Source organism: Ferrimonas balearica DSM 9799 (assembly GCF_000148645.1).
GTDB classification, from domain to species: Bacteria; Pseudomonadota; Gammaproteobacteria; order Enterobacterales; family Shewanellaceae; genus Ferrimonas; species Ferrimonas balearica.
Genome location: NC_014541.1, coordinates 2,142,176 through 2,157,288 on the forward strand (window position 1 = coordinate 2,142,176; position 15,113 = coordinate 2,157,288).

The following is a 15,113-nucleotide window of genomic DNA, read 5'->3' on the forward strand; positions in this document are numbered from 1 at the left end:
CATGTTGGTCGGCCTGATGGGGGCCGGGCACTGCTTCGGCATGTGCGGCGGCATCGTGGGGGCCTTTGGTCAGGCGCTGCCGCCTCATCGCCCCATGGCTGAGCGCATGGGGTTTCTGTTTGCCTATAACCTGGGTCGGATCAGCAGCTATACCCTGGCAGGTGTCGCGGTGGGCGGACTTGCCGGGGCACTGGGCACACTGTTCGCGGTAGACAGCTATTTGGCAGCCCTGCAACTGCTTGCCGGAATCATGCTTATCCTTATGGGGCTCTATATCGGCCAGTGGCTGCCTCTGCTCGCGCATATTGAACGCGCCGGCAAACCGATTTGGCAGGCGATGGCACCGCTCAGGCAGCGTTTGTTACCCATTGACTCAACGGCCAAAGCATTCGCGGCCGGGGGATTTTGGGGTTGGCTGCCCTGTGGTCTGGTGTACTCCACCCTGACCTGGGCGCTGGCTTCCGCCGATCCTGTTGCCGGCGGCATGATCATGGCGGGTTTTGGACTGGGCACCCTGCCCGCCCTGGTCGCAATGGGCGCCGCAGCCGATAAAATCGCGCAAATGATTCGAAAAAAACAGCTTAAGTTATTGAGTGCTTTGGTATTAATTGCCTATGGTGGGCAAATGACCTATATTGCGCTAAATCAAATTGTGTAGCTTGAATGGGACCGCTCAGGTAACATTAAACGGACACCAGCAAATGGGATCAGCATGAAATTGGATAGCCTACACGCAAAGCGGCCTGCTGGCAGTGGCTGCACTATTCACTGTCACGACTGCAGTTTGTCAGAGTTGTGTATTCCTTTCACACTCAGCACAAATGAATTGGACAAGCTCGATTCCATTATCGAGCGTAAACGCCCGATCCAGAAAGGTGACCTGCTGTTCCAGTCAGGTCAGCCGTTGCGCTCGCTGTTCGCCATTCGTTCTGGCTCCATCAAGTCCTACACCATCACTGAATCCGGCGAAGAGCAGATCACCGCTTTTCATTTAGCCGGCGATGTCGTGGGTTTCGACGGCATTCATGCCGACGCGCACCAAAGTTTCGCGCAAGCGCTGGAAACCGCCATGGTGTGCGAAATCCCCTTTGACACGCTGGACCAACTCTCCGGCACCATGCCCCGCCTGCGCCAGCAGATCATGCGTCTGATGAGCAATGAGATCATGGGTGACCAGGAGATGATTCTGTTGCTGTCCAAAAAGAACGCCGAGCAACGACTCGCCGCCTTTATCAGCAACCTCGCCACCCGTTTCGGCAACCGCGGCTTCTCCTCTAAGGAGTTCCGACTCTCCATGACCCGTGGCGACATCGGCAACTACCTGGGCCTGACCGTCGAAACCATCAGTCGCCTGCTTGGCCGCTTCCAGAAATCCGGCATGATTGAGGTGAAAGGGAAATACATCACCATCACCGACCCGGAAGCGATACAGGAACTGGCCGGCCACGCACGCATCGGTCGCTAAGCCCTCTTACAACGCCCAGCTTTTATGCTGGGCGTTCTCTTATCGGACACTGATCTAGGACAAGGAAAAAGGCCCAGCTTTTGCCAACCTATAGGTATGGGCCATTGGCTAAAGGAGACACCCATGGGAACCTACAAACGCATCCTGGTCGCAATTGATCCTACCCACGAAGCGCAACCGGCGCTGGTACGGGCGGCGCATCTGGCCAAGTGTTGTGGAGGGCAATTGACGCTGCTGGCCTGCATCTTTGACTTCTCATACGAGATGACCTCGATGCTCTCTGTCGATGAACGTGAAGCGATGCGCAACAGCATCGTGACCCAACGTCAATCCTGGCTCGAGCAGGTGTCCGCCCCCTATCGTGAACAGGGCATCTCGGTGGACAACAAAGTGGTTTGGCACAACCGCCCCTTTGAAGCGATCATCGAGCAGGCGATCACCGGCCAGCACGACGTTATCGTGAAATCGACCCACCACCACGACAAACTCAAGTCCGTCATCTTTACCCCTACCGACTGGCACCTGTTGCGCAAAGCACCAGTGCCGGTGCTGTTGGTGAAAGAAGGCGAATGGCCAGCCCAGGGGAAAGTTCTGGTTGCGGTCAACGTCGCCGCGGAGGATGACGCCCACCAGACCCTGAATGATGAGATCATTGGCCATGCCAAAAAGCTGAGCCGAGCCATCAACGGCGAAATCCACCTTGTGAACGGCTATCCCGGCACCCCGGTGAACATCGCCATTGAACTGCCGGACTTCGATGCCCACGCTTACAATGAGTCTCTCAAAGCCCATCACCAGCAGCGCATCACCGAGCTGGCTCGCAATCACCAGTTGGACGAAGCCCACTGCCACGTGATCGAAGGCCTGCCTGAGGATGTGATCCCCGAACTGGCTGAAGAGCTGGAAGCGGAATTGGTGGTTCTGGGGACCGTCGGCCGTACCGGTTTCTCTGCTGCACTGATTGGTAACACCGCTGAACATGTGATCGACAGTCTGGAGTGTGACCTGCTGGCGATTAAGCCCGAAGGGTTTGAGTCACCGGTAAAACCGGAGTAATTCCGACGCTTCACCATCACGACGGCGGCTGATACAGCCGCCGTTTTGTTGTTGTGGCCCTTTACCCGCATCGACCTTGCTGGAATAATGCCGCACCTGTTCACTAGGCCTTTGAGGACTCCATCAGTGCAAGAGCTGAGTCAGAAGCAACAAACCCGGCTAAACAAACTGCAAAAACGCCTGCGCCGCGAGGTTGGCAGCGCCATCGACGATTACAAGATGATCGAAGAAGGCGACGTGGTCATGGTGTGCCTGTCTGGTGGTAAAGACAGCTATACCCTGCTGGACATCTTGTTGAATCTGCAGCATCGCGCACCGGTGAACTTCCAGCTGGTGGCCGTTAACCTGGACCAGAAACAACCGGGTTTCCCCGAAGACATCCTGCCGAACTACCTGAAAACCCTGGGTGTGACCTATCACATTCTGGAAAAGGACACCTACTCCATCGTTAAGGAGAAGATCCCGGAGGGTAAGACCACCTGTTCCCTGTGTTCACGACTGCGTCGCGGCACGCTGTACGGTTTTGCCCAGAAGATCGGCGCCACCAAGATCGCCCTCGGCCATCACCGCGACGACATTATTGAAACGCTGTTCCTCAACATGTTCTATGGCGGCAAGCTTAAAGCGATGCCCCCCAAGTTGTTGTCCGATGATGGCGCCAATATGGTGATCCGTCCGATGGCCTACTGCCGCGAGAAAGACATCTCCGAGTACGCGGACCTTAAAGCGTTCCCGATCATTCCGTGCAACCTGTGCGGTTCTCAGGAGAACCTCAAGCGTAAGATGGTCAAGGAGATGCTGAACGACTGGGACAAGCAGTTCCCGGGCCGCATCGAAACCATCTTTACCGCGCTGCAGAACACCGCGCCCTCGCAGTTGGTCGACCGTAACCAGTTTGACTTTGTCAGCCTGGAACGAGATCCCAACGCCGAGTTTACCGGCAGTGTTGCCGAAGCGGACCTGCCAGCCTTTGACTTCCTCGACGTCGAGAACTCCGGCCATATCCAGCTGGACAAGCGCCAGGAAGAGGCGCGAATCGACGTGGTCAACGTCTACCAGCCGTAATACAAAAAGGGTCGCGTATGCGACCCTTTTTGTTAGCGTTCGATATAGGGACTTATCCAGACCGGGGGCAGGCTAAACTGCACTGCCTCTCCATTCAGCTCACTGAGCAAAATGGTGACCCGCCCGTCCTGATCCGCTACCCACTTGGCAGGAACCATCACACTGCCTTCCGCCAGCTTCACCACAACGCCTGAGACATCCGGTTGCAGCCAACGGAATGGGAACCCGGCAAACCGTTTCAGTACACCATCAAACTGGCTCACCATCGCCTTCCAGTCACGGTCGGTAAACCGTTGCTGAGCGGTATCGCTGTAGCGAAGCTGCATGGCAAAGTCGCACTGCGACTCGTCCACCACATCCAGGCTCAACACCGCCTTATGGTCCTTCAGTTCGGCATCAAACGGCACCAGCAGCTCCTGACGCGGCCCCACCACCAATGGCAACTCATTGCCACGGTCGACAATGACCCCGCCATTAATTTGGCACGGTTGGCGATGTTCGCGGTGGTTCAAGTAGAACGCCATAGAGACCAGCGGATAATCCGCCTTATTGACGATTTTGAGGCGATCGTAGAAGCCGCCATACTCGAGATTCAGTGCCTGTACCGGCAGTGACAAGGCGGCGCTCAGCGCCGCCACAACAGTCCATTGTTTCATAGCAGGAAAGATTGGTTCTGATTAAGCATGCTCAGCAATTCGTCCACGTAGGCTTCCTTGCGCTCGGAGTAGCGGATAAGCCCGGGGATCAGGTCTTCCGCTGTCGGGGTTTTACCGGCCAGTCGCAGCTTTTGTCGGATATCCCGAAGTTCACGGTAAGCCGGGTTGGTGTTGAGGTTACGCAAGTAGGAAGCGACCGAGTCCTGAACACTGTCAAAACGCGCCACTTCATGGTTCATACCACCCTGGCGCTGATTCGGCACCAGACCACAGCCTTTTCGAAAGCACCATTGACCGAAGTAGTTCAACCCCTCTTTGGCGAAGCGGGAACTGCCCCATCCGGTTTCGTTCGCCGCCTGCACCAGCACCATCGCACTGGGCACCTCATCGACCCGTACCAACAGATCAGACAGGGTTTCCGGCGTAAAAGCGCGGATCTCAACCCCATAGTTGCTGGCCAGGTTGGACAGGTGGGTGGTTTCAGCGTCGCTGAGCGGTCGGTCCATCAACAGACGCTCCTGGGCCCGTTGAATGAAGGCACGCTGCTCGGCAATCTTGCGGTTCTCAGCGTCCACCATGGGCCGCAGGAAGTCGAAGAAAGCGGCTTTCTTTGCTCTGATGTCGGTATAGGCGTCAAAGTCAGGTTGCTTGCTGACCGGGGCATTCTTGACCACGGTTAAGCCCGCCATTGGCGCACTGGGGCGCTCTGCCTGAGTATCAAGCCACAGCAAAGTGGCTGCAACAGTACTGAGGCCCAGCACCACGCTGGCCAGGCGACCGGTTTTCACTGCCATGATTAAGCCTCGAAATGGGAATCGGAGCGGGCGTTATCATTGGCTTCCGGTGTGGCCTCCACCGGGGCGTCCGGTGACAGTTCCGGGAACAACTCACGGAACAATACCCCTTTCATGTGGAAAAACATCGGAATCGCCAATACCAGGCCCAGCCCCATTGGAATCATGGCCAGCATCATGATGGCGATCATGGCAGAGTACAAGGTGATCACAGCGAACAGTTGACCGTGTACCACCTTGGCAGAGTCGATCATCGCCTTCATGGGCGAACCCTGGTGGAACAGATAGTAGAGATTGGCTTGGCTGAGCACCGCCATCAGGTAGACACCCGGCAGGATGAGCAGGGCCAGGCCGAGGTTAACCAGAACCGCGGTGACCAGAGCAATGAGTGCCAGCGGCAGCGCCATCGCGAAACTGCGGAACAGCATGGTCAGGCTGGTGTCCTGTCCGGTAGCCCGACGCCATCCCATGTAGGCAAGCGACGCTTCAAACGGTGCCAACAGAATGACCAGAACCAGCTGGATTGGCTGCATTGCCTGTTGCAGTTGCTCGGCGTCTGTCAGGTCCAGCCCCTGCATGGAGGCATAGATTTGCACCAACACCATGGCACAGGCCACCAGAATGGCAAAGGTTAACAATGAGGCCCCAAGCAGGGGGTTCAGGTTTTGGCGGGTGAGGTCCCACGCTTCCCTGAGTACGGCAAATACGTCCAGTTTCTGCATCGATTTTTTGGGTCAGGTCTTCGGGTCAAAGGCGTGATTATACCCTTCCCCACGTCTGCAAAAAACGGCGAAACCGGTGATTCCTCTGTAAGAAATCCGTTGCTTATACCTTGACGGGGACGAGTAGGACGAAAATCACCAGCACAATGGTGCTGAGCAGGTACAAGCGCAGAATCGATCCCTGTTTCATAACTGGCCCTGTGTCGTGAATTTCAGTGGGCCACTGAGTATAGGCAACTTTTCGACAGGCAAAGAAAAACCCCCACCGATTGGTGGGGGTTCGAAGATGGAGGCGCGTCCCGGAGTCGAACCGAGGTCCACGGATTTGCAATCCGCTGCATAGCCACTCTGCCAACGCGCCAGTGCTTCTCGGGGCTCCCCGAAAGCGCGAGCAATTAAAACAGAAAGGTGGCAGGGACACAAGCGCCAATCGCTGCTCCACAGAGCATTTATTTGAACTTGCTCTAATTTTTCAGTGGTTTCGCTGTGGTTTGGCGGCCGGACCACCGAAACGCTTAGGCCAGTGATGAAAAAACCAGCGCAATTCATTCGTTAAGGGGCTGGGCGGGACCGGGGATAGCGGAACCCAGACCGGGCAAAAAGACAGCCCTCAAACAAAAAAGGCGCCTCATGGGCGCCCTTTTCATCAATCCATTATTCAGGAGACCGCTGCGATCGCTTTGATCAGCGCTGGCAGGTTGGACTCGGTCATGCCTGCGACGTTGATGCGGCCGGAACCCACGATGTAGATACCGAACTCCTGCTTAAGCTGCTCAACCTGGTCTTTGTTCAGGCCTGAGAAGCTGAACATGCCGTTCTGCTGCTCGATAAAGCCAAAGTCACCTTCTACGCCAGCGTCCGCCAGCCCTTTAACGAAAGCGGTACGCATACGGTGAATGCGCTGACACATCTGAGCCAGTTCGTCCAGCCACAGGGCTTTCAGCTCAGCGTCTGCCAGGATGGTCGCCACAACCTGAGCGCCGTGAGACGGCGGGTTGGAGTAGTTGGTGCGAATAACACGCTTAACCTGAGACATGCCGCGCTCTGCCGCATCGGCATCTGCGGCAACCAGGGTCAGTGCGCCGATGCGCTCGTTATAGAGGCCGAAGTTCTTGGAGAAGGAGCTGGCGACCATCAGTTCATTCAGCTCACCAGCAAAGTGGCGCAGGCCGGCAGCGTCGCTTTCCACATCCTTGGCAAAGCCCTGGTAGGCAAAATCGAACAGCGGCAACCAGCCTTTGGCCTTGGCACTGCTCGCCATCTGCTGCCACTGCGACAGAGACGGGTCAACGCCAGTCGGGTTGTGGCAGCAGCCGTGCAGAATGACCACGTCATCACTGCCCATGCTGTCCAAATCGGCCATCAGGCCGTCAAAGTCGAGGGTATTATTTGCGGCGTCGTAATAGCGGTACTCTTTCACTTCCAGACCCGCGCTTTCGAAGATGCCGCGGTGGTTTGCCCATGACGGGTTGGAGATCCAGACGCGCTTGCCGCTGAGGTTGGAGGCGATAAAGTCCGCTGCGATGCGCAGCGCGCCGGTGCCACCTGGGGCCTGTGCCGCACGGGCACGTTGGGCCTGAACAACATCGTGCTCGGCACCGAACAGTAAGCCCAGAACTTGCTCACGATACGCCGGGTGGCCATCGATACCCAGATAGCCCTTGGTGGTTTCGGTTTCCAGCACACGGGCTTCTGCGTGTTTCACGCAGGTGAGGATCGGCGTTTGGCCGGCTTCATCCTTGTAAACACCAACACCAAGGTTGATTTTGTCTTCACGGGGGTCAGCGCGGAACGCTTCGTTGAGGCCAAGGATCGGGTCGGCAGGAGCAAGTTCTATCTTTTCAAACATGGGCTTAAGGGCTTACAGCTAGAGGAGAGTCGAGCGCCCGTTATACCATGCTGGCCAGCGCCTGTCAGCGGGACGATTCGCTTCGTCCGGTCATCTCGACGAAGCCCTGGCCGGGATGCGTTCCAAAGACCCGCACCGGACCCTCCCAATATAAAATATCCAACTTGTTGCGTTGATCCTGCGAACGGGTGCGGATCGTCAGCGAAATCTCCCGTTCCGGGATGTTCAGTTTCCACTCGACCGGGTATTGGGCGCCATCCAGTGTCACCCACTGAGTCGCCCGCCAGTCGATGACGTCATTCACCAAGGTGATGACCTCTGCATTGGCGCTGATCAAGCTGCCATCACAGTGCGGCGCATTGCCTTCCGCCGGTCGAAGGCAAAACAGCATTAGATTGTGCCCATCAGCCAACTGCAGCCCCATCCAATCCCAACCAACAAAACGATCATCCAGCAGCGCTGACGACCACTCCCTGTCGAGCCAGGCCTCGCCCTTTACCGAGCGCCAGCCCGTACCATCGTCGAGATGTCCCGATACCTGAAGACGCGGCAGACTGTAGTAGTAAGACGCGAGGCTGCCGTCGCCACTCTTATCACTGAATCCCCGGTCACCATGGGCCACTAAAGGGCTGTCACTCAGACTCAAAGCGACCGCAAAGTTCTGCTCGCTGGCCACCAACTGCAATGGCTGAAAGGCATTACCGACGCTGCGCAGCCACCAGTGGTCGATTCCGGCCGCGAAGGGTTGGGCGGTGATCTGAACCTGAGGCGCCCTGCCCTGACGTTGCCAGGCCCGATGGCGGTCGCCGGACTCATGCATCATATGGCCGAGATACCCCTGGCCCTGCCAGAGGGTCTCGTCACCTTCTGCCCCGCGAAAGCGGAACAGTGTCCATTGCAGACCGTGATGTTGGCCCCGTTCATCTTCAAGATTGGCCGTCACGTACCACCATTCCAGACCGTATTCAGGGTGAGCGCCATGATCACGAGGAAACGACAGTGCCATCCCCGGAACAACATCTTTGCCACTGCCCGCGCTGATAAAGGGCGCCGGATCCGAGGCTTTGTGGCAGGCGGTCAACAGCAGAACCCACGCAATCCATGCCCACCTCATTACACTCCCTCCGTCGCGATCATGCTGGCCGCTGGCGTTTTCAGCTCTCTGGCCGCCGGCCACAACGCCAACAGCAATCCACCAAACAGCGCTGCGGCAAGGTAGGGCCACCAATGGCCACTTAAAGGATTGACCGCCATGGTCCAGCCAAAGCTCAGCGGGTTGACCAGACTGAGCAGTTGATAGCCCAACACCTGGCCGCCGAGTACGCCGATCAGTAAAATCGCCACCAGTAACGCGAACAGCTGCCACAGCCGCGCCAGCATCAATTGGCGGGGTGTGCAGCCCAAGGCCAGTAATACGCCATGGTCATGCCGCCACAATCGACTGGCCGACGCCACACTGGCCAGCCAGCTGACAAAGGCCACCAGGAGAGTCAGGCTAGCCAACGCATCGGTAATCACAAAGGTCCGTGAGAACAGGGTCAGCGCCAGTTGACGAATGTCACCCTGGGGGCGGATGGCGCCATCGGGAATCCCTATCTCGCTCAGGCGTTGTCTGACCCAATCGGGGTTGCCCGGGGTGGTCACCGCCAACCCTTCCAGCGGCACGGTGCCCAGCGACGCCTCGACGACCTGCCGCTGCAACACCAGGTGCCCCGCAGGATTGCCATAGTCGTATTGGATGCCCGCAAGGCGACACTCCATATTGCCCTGGCCGCTGTTGACCTGAAGTACCTGGCCCAGTTCAAGGCCCAACTTCAGTGCTAAAGGCTCATTGGCAATGCATCCGCCCTGCCCCAACTGGCCCCACCAATCGTTGCCGGCCTCCTTCAGGTGGACAAAGGGCCATGGCGTCGCGCCGGGCTCGTGCACCACCAGTCGAATCGGGGTATCGGCAAGCTCGGCATCCCGGGAACCGATGGTCTCGACATAGACCTCGGGGGGCAAAGCAGCCAATTGCTTCTGCCACGTTTTCAGTGACGGTTCGCTGCCGCCAATGTAGTGATCGGCAAACAGTCGTTGATTCAGGTGATCCACCAACGCTTGCTCAAAGGAACCCACCATTACGCGCGTGGACACCGCCATGGCCAGTGCCAGGGTGATGGCCATGGCCGCTAATGAAAGGTGGCGACGCTGCGCGGCCTGATCAGACACCGCCCACAGCAACGTGGCGGCTTCCCCCGGCCACATGGACAAGCTGAAGCGCCCCAATAACCGTTGAACCAGCGCCATCAGCCCGGGAGCGAGCAACAACAGGCTCAGTACCGTCAGTCCACAGACCAGCAGCGCCTGCCAACCGGTGTCGGCCTGCCACCACAACAGTGCGGTTGCTGCCATCACCAATGGCGTGATCCACCGCCCCCAACGACTGCGGGGACGCCACAGCAGCCAGGCTCCCATGACCAACATCGAGGTCCACAACAGTACCGCCGCTTCCAAAGCCTGCCAAGGGGTCCAATAGACACTCAGGTTCTGCCGAAGCCCGTAGAGGTTAACCAGGGTATCCCCCAGTCCCGGGGCCAACAGTTTGGCCAGCTCAACGCCGAGCATGCTGCCGATAAAACCGCACAACAGCGCCAACGCCGTCCATTCCATTAACAGCACCACCAGATAGCCGCGACGGGTAATGCCCAGCTGGTGCATCACTCTGTGGGCACGCTGACGCTTCTGCAACAAGCGTTCGAAGGCGTGAAACGCCAGCAATAAGGCCACCAGAAAGGCCAATACGGACAGCGCGGTCAGGTTCAGATTTAACGCGGCCAGTAAGCTGTCCTGGGCAGGGTCGTGCTTGGCGGTCAGATTGAGGTGGGGAGGCAACAGGCGTTCAATCAGTGAACGCTGGGCGTCTGTAAGTTCCGGCAGGGTCAGATAGGTGAGAAAGTCGCCGCTTTCCAGAACCCGGGACAATGGAGCCAGGTCGAGTAACAAAAAGGGGCCGAGATCGTCAATCAGGGTCAGCGGAGGCAAACGATCCCCGTTGGCCAACACCAGTTGCTGTCCGGCATCCCAGCCTCGGCGCTCAGCCAACTTGCGGTCCGCCAACAGCGCCCAGTCACCATCAAAGGCCAGCGTGGACGTGCCGGGGTTGTGCAAGCGCAGCCAGTCGCCATTATCGAGCAGAGCCTGCCCCTCCAGCATGGGCTCCGCATCAATGCCGGCCCGACGCAGGGACAGCCACAGGTCGATATCGATTCGGTGGCCACTGATGGCGGATTGGATGCGCCACGGTCTGGGTTGTTCGGTCTGGGCGCTGGCGTCGGCAAAGCTGGTTCTGGCTGAGCGGTTCAGCACTTCGATGGCGCTCAACAGGGCCGCAGCATTGATTAGGCCCAGCAGCAGCCACAGCATCAAACCGCGGTGGCGACGCCACTCTCCGGTAACCCAGCGCCACCAAAGCCCACTCATGGTCGGTCTGCCTGGTGCAGTTGTCCGTTGTGAAGGCGCAGTTGGTATTCGAACCCGCTGGCCAGACTTTGGCTGTGCGTAACCATCACCACGGTACTGCCCTGTTCCCGGGCTAACCGCTTCAGCTGGCTGACCACCTTGTGGCTGTTGCTTTCATCCAGATTGCCGGTGGGCTCATCGGCTAACACCAGCCCCGGCTCATGCACCAGCGCCCGGCAAACCGCAACCCGCTGCTGCTCACCCCCACTGAGCTGATTTGGTAAACGTGACATCAGGTGATCGATTCCGAGCGCCTCGGCCAGTGCCTCAAGGCGAAGCGGCTTACCACTGCGCCCCAACAGACGATGAGGCAGCAGCAGGTTGTCCAGGATCGAGAGACTTTCGAGCAGCTGGAACTGCTGAAAAACGATGCCGATATGGCGTCGATACAGGGCCAGCTCCGTCGCTGAGCGACCCACCAGCGACTGCCCCATCACATTGACCTCACCCCGCTGACAGGGTTCGAGGCCCGCCAACAGGTTGAGCAGTGTGGTTTTGCCGGTTCCGCTGTCACCCACCAGACTGCACTGCGCGCCCGCGGGCAGTGAGAGGCTCAGGTCCTGCAGGATGGGCCGGGGTTGGGTGCCGTCCAAACGACTAAAGTGCAACGCGTTGATCTCAATCATGATCACACCTTACGACAGGAACCGGGTTCAGGCTCACCCTTTGGTGAAAAAATTCCCTTCTGCGAGCAACCGGTCGACCATGCCCCGGCTGTAATCATTGATTTTCCAGTGTTCAGGCGCCCAGCCATCAAGAAACCGGGCAAAGTCCGCCACCGCCACCGGGTACAACTGCCGCCATTCCGATTCGAGGTCGGCCCATTGCGGCGCGGCCAGGCTCAAAGCCGATTGCAGTGCGCTGAAATAATAGTCCAGCCAGTGTTCCGCCTCGGCCGCCAATCGGGGACCATCCAGCTCACTGCCCAGAAAGTAAGCTACGTCGACGACCCCAGGTCCGTGGCCTACGTATTGAAAGTCCACGGCGGCGACCCGGTCCGCACCAAAGCAGAAGTTCGCGACCTTGGCATCACCGTGCACCAGAGTTTGCCAGCGGGCGTTGGCGAGGCAGCGATCCAGTTGCGCTGCGGCTCGCTTAAGCGAAGTATCCTGCATCCGCTGCCACTCCTCCTGACGGGTGGCCAGATGCCAGTATCCGCCCCGTGCCCACAGTTGCTCATCCCTGACGTTAAGGAAGCGGGCATGAAACTGCGCCAACCATTCGAGGCACAGGGTGATCTGATGGGGTGACAGCGACTCCGGTCGCCCTGCAAATCCCTCAGCGTCGAGATCGGAGAGCAGCAGGTAAGTGGTGCCATCCTCGCTGAACGTCCCGAGCGTATTGGGCCAGTACGCAGCGGCGGGCGAGAAATGCTGATACCAGTGCTGCTCGACCCGATAGCTGGTCAGTTTTCGCTGGTGGCCCACCTCGCTGTGCCAGCCTCTTGGGTGTTGGACTTCGTTCGGCGGCGCGATCCGCTTCACGATGATGGTACGGCCATCGTCCAGTTGCCAGCGCTCTATCGCACCATAACCACTCCACAGAGACTGCAGGGTATCGACTAACTGGGGCGGTTTCTGACCCAAATACTTGCCCAGCCTAAGGGCCGTTTGCTGACTCATAGTTTTGCGAGCTGTTTATCGTGCCAGCGCGACAGCAGCACTAAAGCGGCAATGGCGCCGGTCAGGGCAAACGCCATATCAGACTGGGTGTCCCAGGCGTAACCCTGAGTGCCAAGAAACGCTTCGGCAGATTGGCCGCTGGCGAGCGCGACCCACCATTCAATCAGTTCGTAGAAGGCGCTGAACGCGAGGCAGATGGAAACCACAAACAGGGTCATCCAGCCGTGACTTTTCACGACCTGCCGACGAATGAGGATTTCACGGGCCAAAATGGCAGGCACAAAGCCCTGCATCAGGTGGCCAACTTTGTCGTAGTTGTTTCGCTCGAAACCAAACCAGGGCTTGATGGTGTCAAACAGGGGCACTTCCGCGTAGGTGTAGTGCCCGCCAACCATCAGCACGATACAGTGCGCCAGAATCAGCAGATAGAGCATGGGGGTCAGGGGAAAGCGACGGTAGGTCGCGACCAGAAGGACGGCGCCGATCAGCGCAGGCAAAACTTCCAGAAACCAGGTAAAGGTGTCTTTCGGCTGGTAACCGGACCAGAGCAGCACTGCAGTAAAGCAGCCTGCCCACAGGAATGATTTGGTGTTCAATGTAAAAAACTCGCTGGGTGGACAGGTAGTTATGGTAACCCGCGGGGAGGGGCAACGGCGACCCTCACCGCAAGCGGCCCTGTTGACCGAGTCGCTTGCTGTACAGATAAAGCAGCAACGCCACGACAAAAATGGTGGCGGTAAAGCCCAGGGAGAAAGGATCGCCAATCACCGCCATGCCATCCACCATCAGGTAGTTGTGTACGGTGGTCAGAACCATCGCCAGTAACGAAATCAGGAACACGCCGATGGCCAGACGACGGCGCATCAGCAGCAGGATAGCCCCCAGCACCCCACCCCACACAGCGATGGCCCAAGCGGCAACCACCCAGGAGGGGAAACCGTAGAAAAACGCCAGTTGTTCCTGACTAAACTGGGCCATGTACTCACTGTTTCGGGTCTGGGTCAGGAGGTAATCCATCGCTCCCATCCCATTCCAAAGCAGCGCCAGTATCCCCACCAGCCATAGATGCCAGGGAGTGGATGGCGTTTGCGTGCTGAACAGGGAGCGAGCCATAGCCGGTATCCTTAGTTGAAACGCTCTTTCGACCCTAGACCCTGTCCGGTCGTGACGCAACCCGGCTCAGCGCCTTAGTTCGGCCTGAATCAGGAGGTTGCGTGGTGTGACCGCTCGGTCGGTAAAGCGACTCAGGGTCACGTGATAACCCTGCTCGACGAGAAAGCAGACCCTGTCCAGCACCAGAAAAAGCTCAAGCGGACGGGCAAAGACTGCCCTGACCAGACTAAGGCGCCGCAGGCGATGCCAGCGCTGTTCCCCCTCGCGCTGCCAATGAGGCCAGTCCACGTCCTCGCCAAGCGTGACTGACTTGCGCTCAGCCGCCCAGCGGCAGAAACCCTCAAAGCCCTGGCCCAGCAGCGCCTTAGGACAGGAGGGCACGCCTTCATCCCGGCGCTCTGGTGCCAACCGTTCTATCAGGGCCTGATAGCCCAAACGGAAAGCCATCTCGGTGGCTCGCAACCGTTGCACCCGTGCCGGGGCCGTGGCGGTTTCCTGTACCGCAATGCGTAACTCATCACGACTTAGCGCCAATTGGCATGCCTGGCCCTGCCGGGAAAACGGCCGGTAGTGTGACTGAGCGGTCAGGTGGTAACAACAGGGGCTGATGGTGAGCCCTTGGGTACCGCGCTTGATCGCGTGTCGAATTAAGCTGGCATGGAGATCACCACAAGCGTGAAGCGCCACCGCATGCTGGGTCGGTTTAACCGCGTTGGCGGTTTCTGGTGTCAACGCATCAGCACAGACAAACTGCTGAGGCAGCGCGGCACGCAATGCCAGTTGTTCCCCCTCCTGACACAGGATTTGATCCCACTCCAGGCTGGTTACCGCAACCTCACACTGCTGGCTGATCAATCGACCAAGGTGGCCCTTTCCTGCGCACCATTCCAGCACCGGTGCCTTGGGTTGGCCCAGTGCGCCAACAAAAGCGGTGATCTGTTGCCATTTCCGGCCGGGAATATGGGCGAACTGTCGCCCCTGGCGAGGCGCCGCAGCGTGCTCCTCAGCCACTGGCACTGCAAGCAATGGAGCTAATTGGCCCAGCGTCGGCAACACGTCGGCAAATCGCGCCAGAGCCTGCTCTGGGTGCTGCTCAAGATGCGCAACGGTGGCATCATCCAGCGACAACACCTGGTGGGCCAGTTGTGGATGTTGTTGGATCCAGGCCGGTGTGAGATCGCGAAACGGGTTGGCTCGCCAAAGCGACTGGTGGGCGTTCAGTTGGTCAGCCAGGCGTTGCAAGCGGGAGTGGTGGGACATGGTGCCAAAC

At 58.5% G+C, this 15,113-nt stretch carries 15 protein-coding genes and 1 tRNA gene; 4 read left to right on the top strand and 12 right to left on the bottom strand.

The genetic code is table 11. The features are described 5' to 3' along the window. Position 1: 1 nt before the first annotated feature. From FBAL_RS09730 to ttcA, 4 genes are all read left to right on the top strand, one after another. Positions 2 to 658, top strand: coding sequence for a sulfite exporter TauE/SafE family protein (locus tag FBAL_RS09730; RefSeq protein WP_041251656.1), 657 nt, complete (start codon positions 2 to 4; stop codon positions 656 to 658). 54 nt (positions 659 to 712) lie between these two features. Further along, positions 713 to 1,465: an FNR family transcription factor gene (locus tag FBAL_RS09735; protein ID WP_013345420.1), complete on the top strand. Its 753-nt coding sequence runs from the start codon at positions 713 to 715 to the stop codon at positions 1,463 to 1,465. A gap of 123 nt (positions 1,466 to 1,588) precedes the next feature. Further along, positions 1,589 to 2,521, top strand: a complete 933-nt coding sequence (gene uspE, locus FBAL_RS09740) for a universal stress protein UspE (protein ID WP_013345421.1) — start codon at positions 1,589 to 1,591, stop codon at positions 2,519 to 2,521. 87 nt (positions 2,522 to 2,608) lie between these two features. Further along, positions 2,609 to 3,586: a tRNA 2-thiocytidine(32) synthetase TtcA gene (gene ttcA, locus FBAL_RS09745; protein WP_049779438.1), complete on the top strand. Its 978-nt coding sequence runs from the start codon at positions 2,609 to 2,611 to the stop codon at positions 3,584 to 3,586. A gap of 32 nt (positions 3,587 to 3,618) precedes the next feature. Here ttcA and FBAL_RS09750 read toward each other — a convergent pair whose 3' ends face one another. From FBAL_RS09750 to FBAL_RS09810, 12 genes are all read right to left on the bottom strand, one after another. Beyond that, positions 3,619 to 4,242 (bottom strand): DUF2987 domain-containing protein, encoded by a 624-nt coding sequence (locus FBAL_RS09750; RefSeq protein ID WP_013345423.1) that lies wholly within the window; start codon positions 4,240 to 4,242, stop codon positions 3,619 to 3,621. Then, positions 4,239 to 5,036, bottom strand: coding sequence for a glucosaminidase domain-containing protein (locus FBAL_RS09755; RefSeq protein WP_013345424.1), 798 nt, complete (start codon positions 5,034 to 5,036; stop codon positions 4,239 to 4,241). Before FBAL_RS09755 ends, FBAL_RS09750 begins: the two co-directional genes overlap by 4 nt. Before the next feature lie 2 nt (positions 5,037 to 5,038). Further along, the gene (locus tag FBAL_RS09760) at positions 5,039 to 5,758 is read right to left on the bottom strand and encodes a hypothetical protein (RefSeq protein ID WP_013345425.1); all 720 of its coding nucleotides are present in this window, start codon (positions 5,756 to 5,758) and stop codon (positions 5,039 to 5,041) included. Between the two features lie 287 nt (positions 5,759 to 6,045). Further along, positions 6,046 to 6,119: transfer RNA gene (locus FBAL_RS09770), tRNA-Cys, on the bottom strand. Positions 6,120 to 6,416: 297 nt separating this feature from the next. Beyond that, positions 6,417 to 7,607: an amino acid aminotransferase gene (locus FBAL_RS09775; protein WP_013345426.1), complete on the bottom strand. Its 1,191-nt coding sequence runs from the start codon at positions 7,605 to 7,607 to the stop codon at positions 6,417 to 6,419. 64 nt (positions 7,608 to 7,671) lie between these two features. Next, positions 7,672 to 8,721, bottom strand: coding sequence for a lipocalin-like domain-containing protein (locus FBAL_RS09780; RefSeq protein WP_013345427.1), 1,050 nt, complete (start codon positions 8,719 to 8,721; stop codon positions 7,672 to 7,674). Next, complete coding sequence (locus FBAL_RS09785) at positions 8,721 to 11,069, bottom strand: FtsX-like permease family protein (protein WP_013345428.1); 2,349 nt, start codon at positions 11,067 to 11,069, stop codon at positions 8,721 to 8,723. Before FBAL_RS09785 ends, FBAL_RS09780 begins: the two co-directional genes overlap by 1 nt. After that, on the bottom strand, positions 11,066 to 11,734 hold the full coding sequence (locus FBAL_RS09790) for an ABC transporter ATP-binding protein (protein WP_013345429.1): 669 nt from the start codon (positions 11,732 to 11,734) through the stop codon (positions 11,066 to 11,068). The genes FBAL_RS09785 and FBAL_RS09790 overlap by 4 nt, the downstream gene beginning before the upstream one ends. A gap of 33 nt (positions 11,735 to 11,767) precedes the next feature. Continuing rightward, positions 11,768 to 12,730: a phosphotransferase gene (locus tag FBAL_RS09795; RefSeq protein ID WP_013345430.1), complete on the bottom strand. Its 963-nt coding sequence runs from the start codon at positions 12,728 to 12,730 to the stop codon at positions 11,768 to 11,770. Further along, positions 12,727 to 13,326 (bottom strand): DUF2238 domain-containing protein, encoded by a 600-nt coding sequence (locus FBAL_RS09800; protein ID WP_013345431.1) that lies wholly within the window; start codon positions 13,324 to 13,326, stop codon positions 12,727 to 12,729. The genes FBAL_RS09795 and FBAL_RS09800 overlap by 4 nt, the downstream gene beginning before the upstream one ends. 64 nt (positions 13,327 to 13,390) lie before the next feature. Continuing rightward, positions 13,391 to 13,843 carry a membrane protein gene (locus FBAL_RS09805; protein ID WP_013345432.1) on the bottom strand — a complete coding sequence of 151 codons (453 nt, stop codon included), beginning with the start codon at positions 13,841 to 13,843 and terminating at the stop codon, positions 13,391 to 13,393. 66 nt (positions 13,844 to 13,909) lie between these two features. Further along, entirely contained in the window at positions 13,910 to 15,103 is a 1,194-nt protein-coding gene (locus FBAL_RS09810) for a methyltransferase (RefSeq protein WP_013345433.1), read from the bottom strand. Positions 15,104 to 15,113 lie beyond the last annotated feature (10 nt).

Excerpts from the sequence above, each read along its gene's own strand:
- uspE (WP_013345421.1), top strand. The coding sequence starts at position 1,589 with ATGGGAACCTACAAACGCATCCTGGTCGCAATTGATCCTACCCACGAA.
- FBAL_RS09735 (WP_013345420.1), top strand. The coding sequence starts at position 713 with ATGAAATTGGATAGCCTACACGCAAAGCGGCCTGCTGGCAGTGGCTGC.
- FBAL_RS09730 (WP_041251656.1), top strand. The coding sequence starts at position 2 with ATGTTGGTCGGCCTGATGGGGGCCGGGCACTGCTTCGGCATGTGCGGC.
- FBAL_RS09775 (WP_013345426.1), bottom strand. The coding sequence starts at position 7,607 with ATGTTTGAAAAGATAGAACTTGCTCCTGCCGACCCGATCCTTGGCCTC.
- FBAL_RS09760 (WP_013345425.1), bottom strand. The coding sequence starts at position 5,758 with ATGCAGAAACTGGACGTATTTGCCGTACTCAGGGAAGCGTGGGACCTC.
- FBAL_RS09750 (WP_013345423.1), bottom strand. The coding sequence starts at position 4,242 with ATGAAACAATGGACTGTTGTGGCGGCGCTGAGCGCCGCCTTGTCACTG.
- FBAL_RS09780 (WP_013345427.1), bottom strand. The coding sequence starts at position 8,721 with ATGAGGTGGGCATGGATTGCGTGGGTTCTGCTGTTGACCGCCTGCCAC.
- FBAL_RS09755 (WP_013345424.1), bottom strand. The coding sequence starts at position 5,036 with ATGGCAGTGAAAACCGGTCGCCTGGCCAGCGTGGTGCTGGGCCTCAGT.
- FBAL_RS09805 (WP_013345432.1), bottom strand. The coding sequence starts at position 13,843 with ATGGCTCGCTCCCTGTTCAGCACGCAAACGCCATCCACTCCCTGGCAT.
- FBAL_RS09790 (WP_013345429.1), bottom strand. The coding sequence starts at position 11,734 with ATGATTGAGATCAACGCGTTGCACTTTAGTCGTTTGGACGGCACCCAA.
- FBAL_RS09785 (WP_013345428.1), bottom strand. The coding sequence starts at position 11,069 with ATGAGTGGGCTTTGGTGGCGCTGGGTTACCGGAGAGTGGCGTCGCCAC.
- FBAL_RS09795 (WP_013345430.1), bottom strand. The coding sequence starts at position 12,730 with ATGAGTCAGCAAACGGCCCTTAGGCTGGGCAAGTATTTGGGTCAGAAA.
- ttcA (WP_049779438.1), top strand. The coding sequence starts at position 2,609 with ATGCCGCACCTGTTCACTAGGCCTTTGAGGACTCCATCAGTGCAAGAG.
- FBAL_RS09810 (WP_013345433.1), bottom strand. The coding sequence starts at position 15,103 with ATGTCCCACCACTCCCGCTTGCAACGCCTGGCTGACCAACTGAACGCC.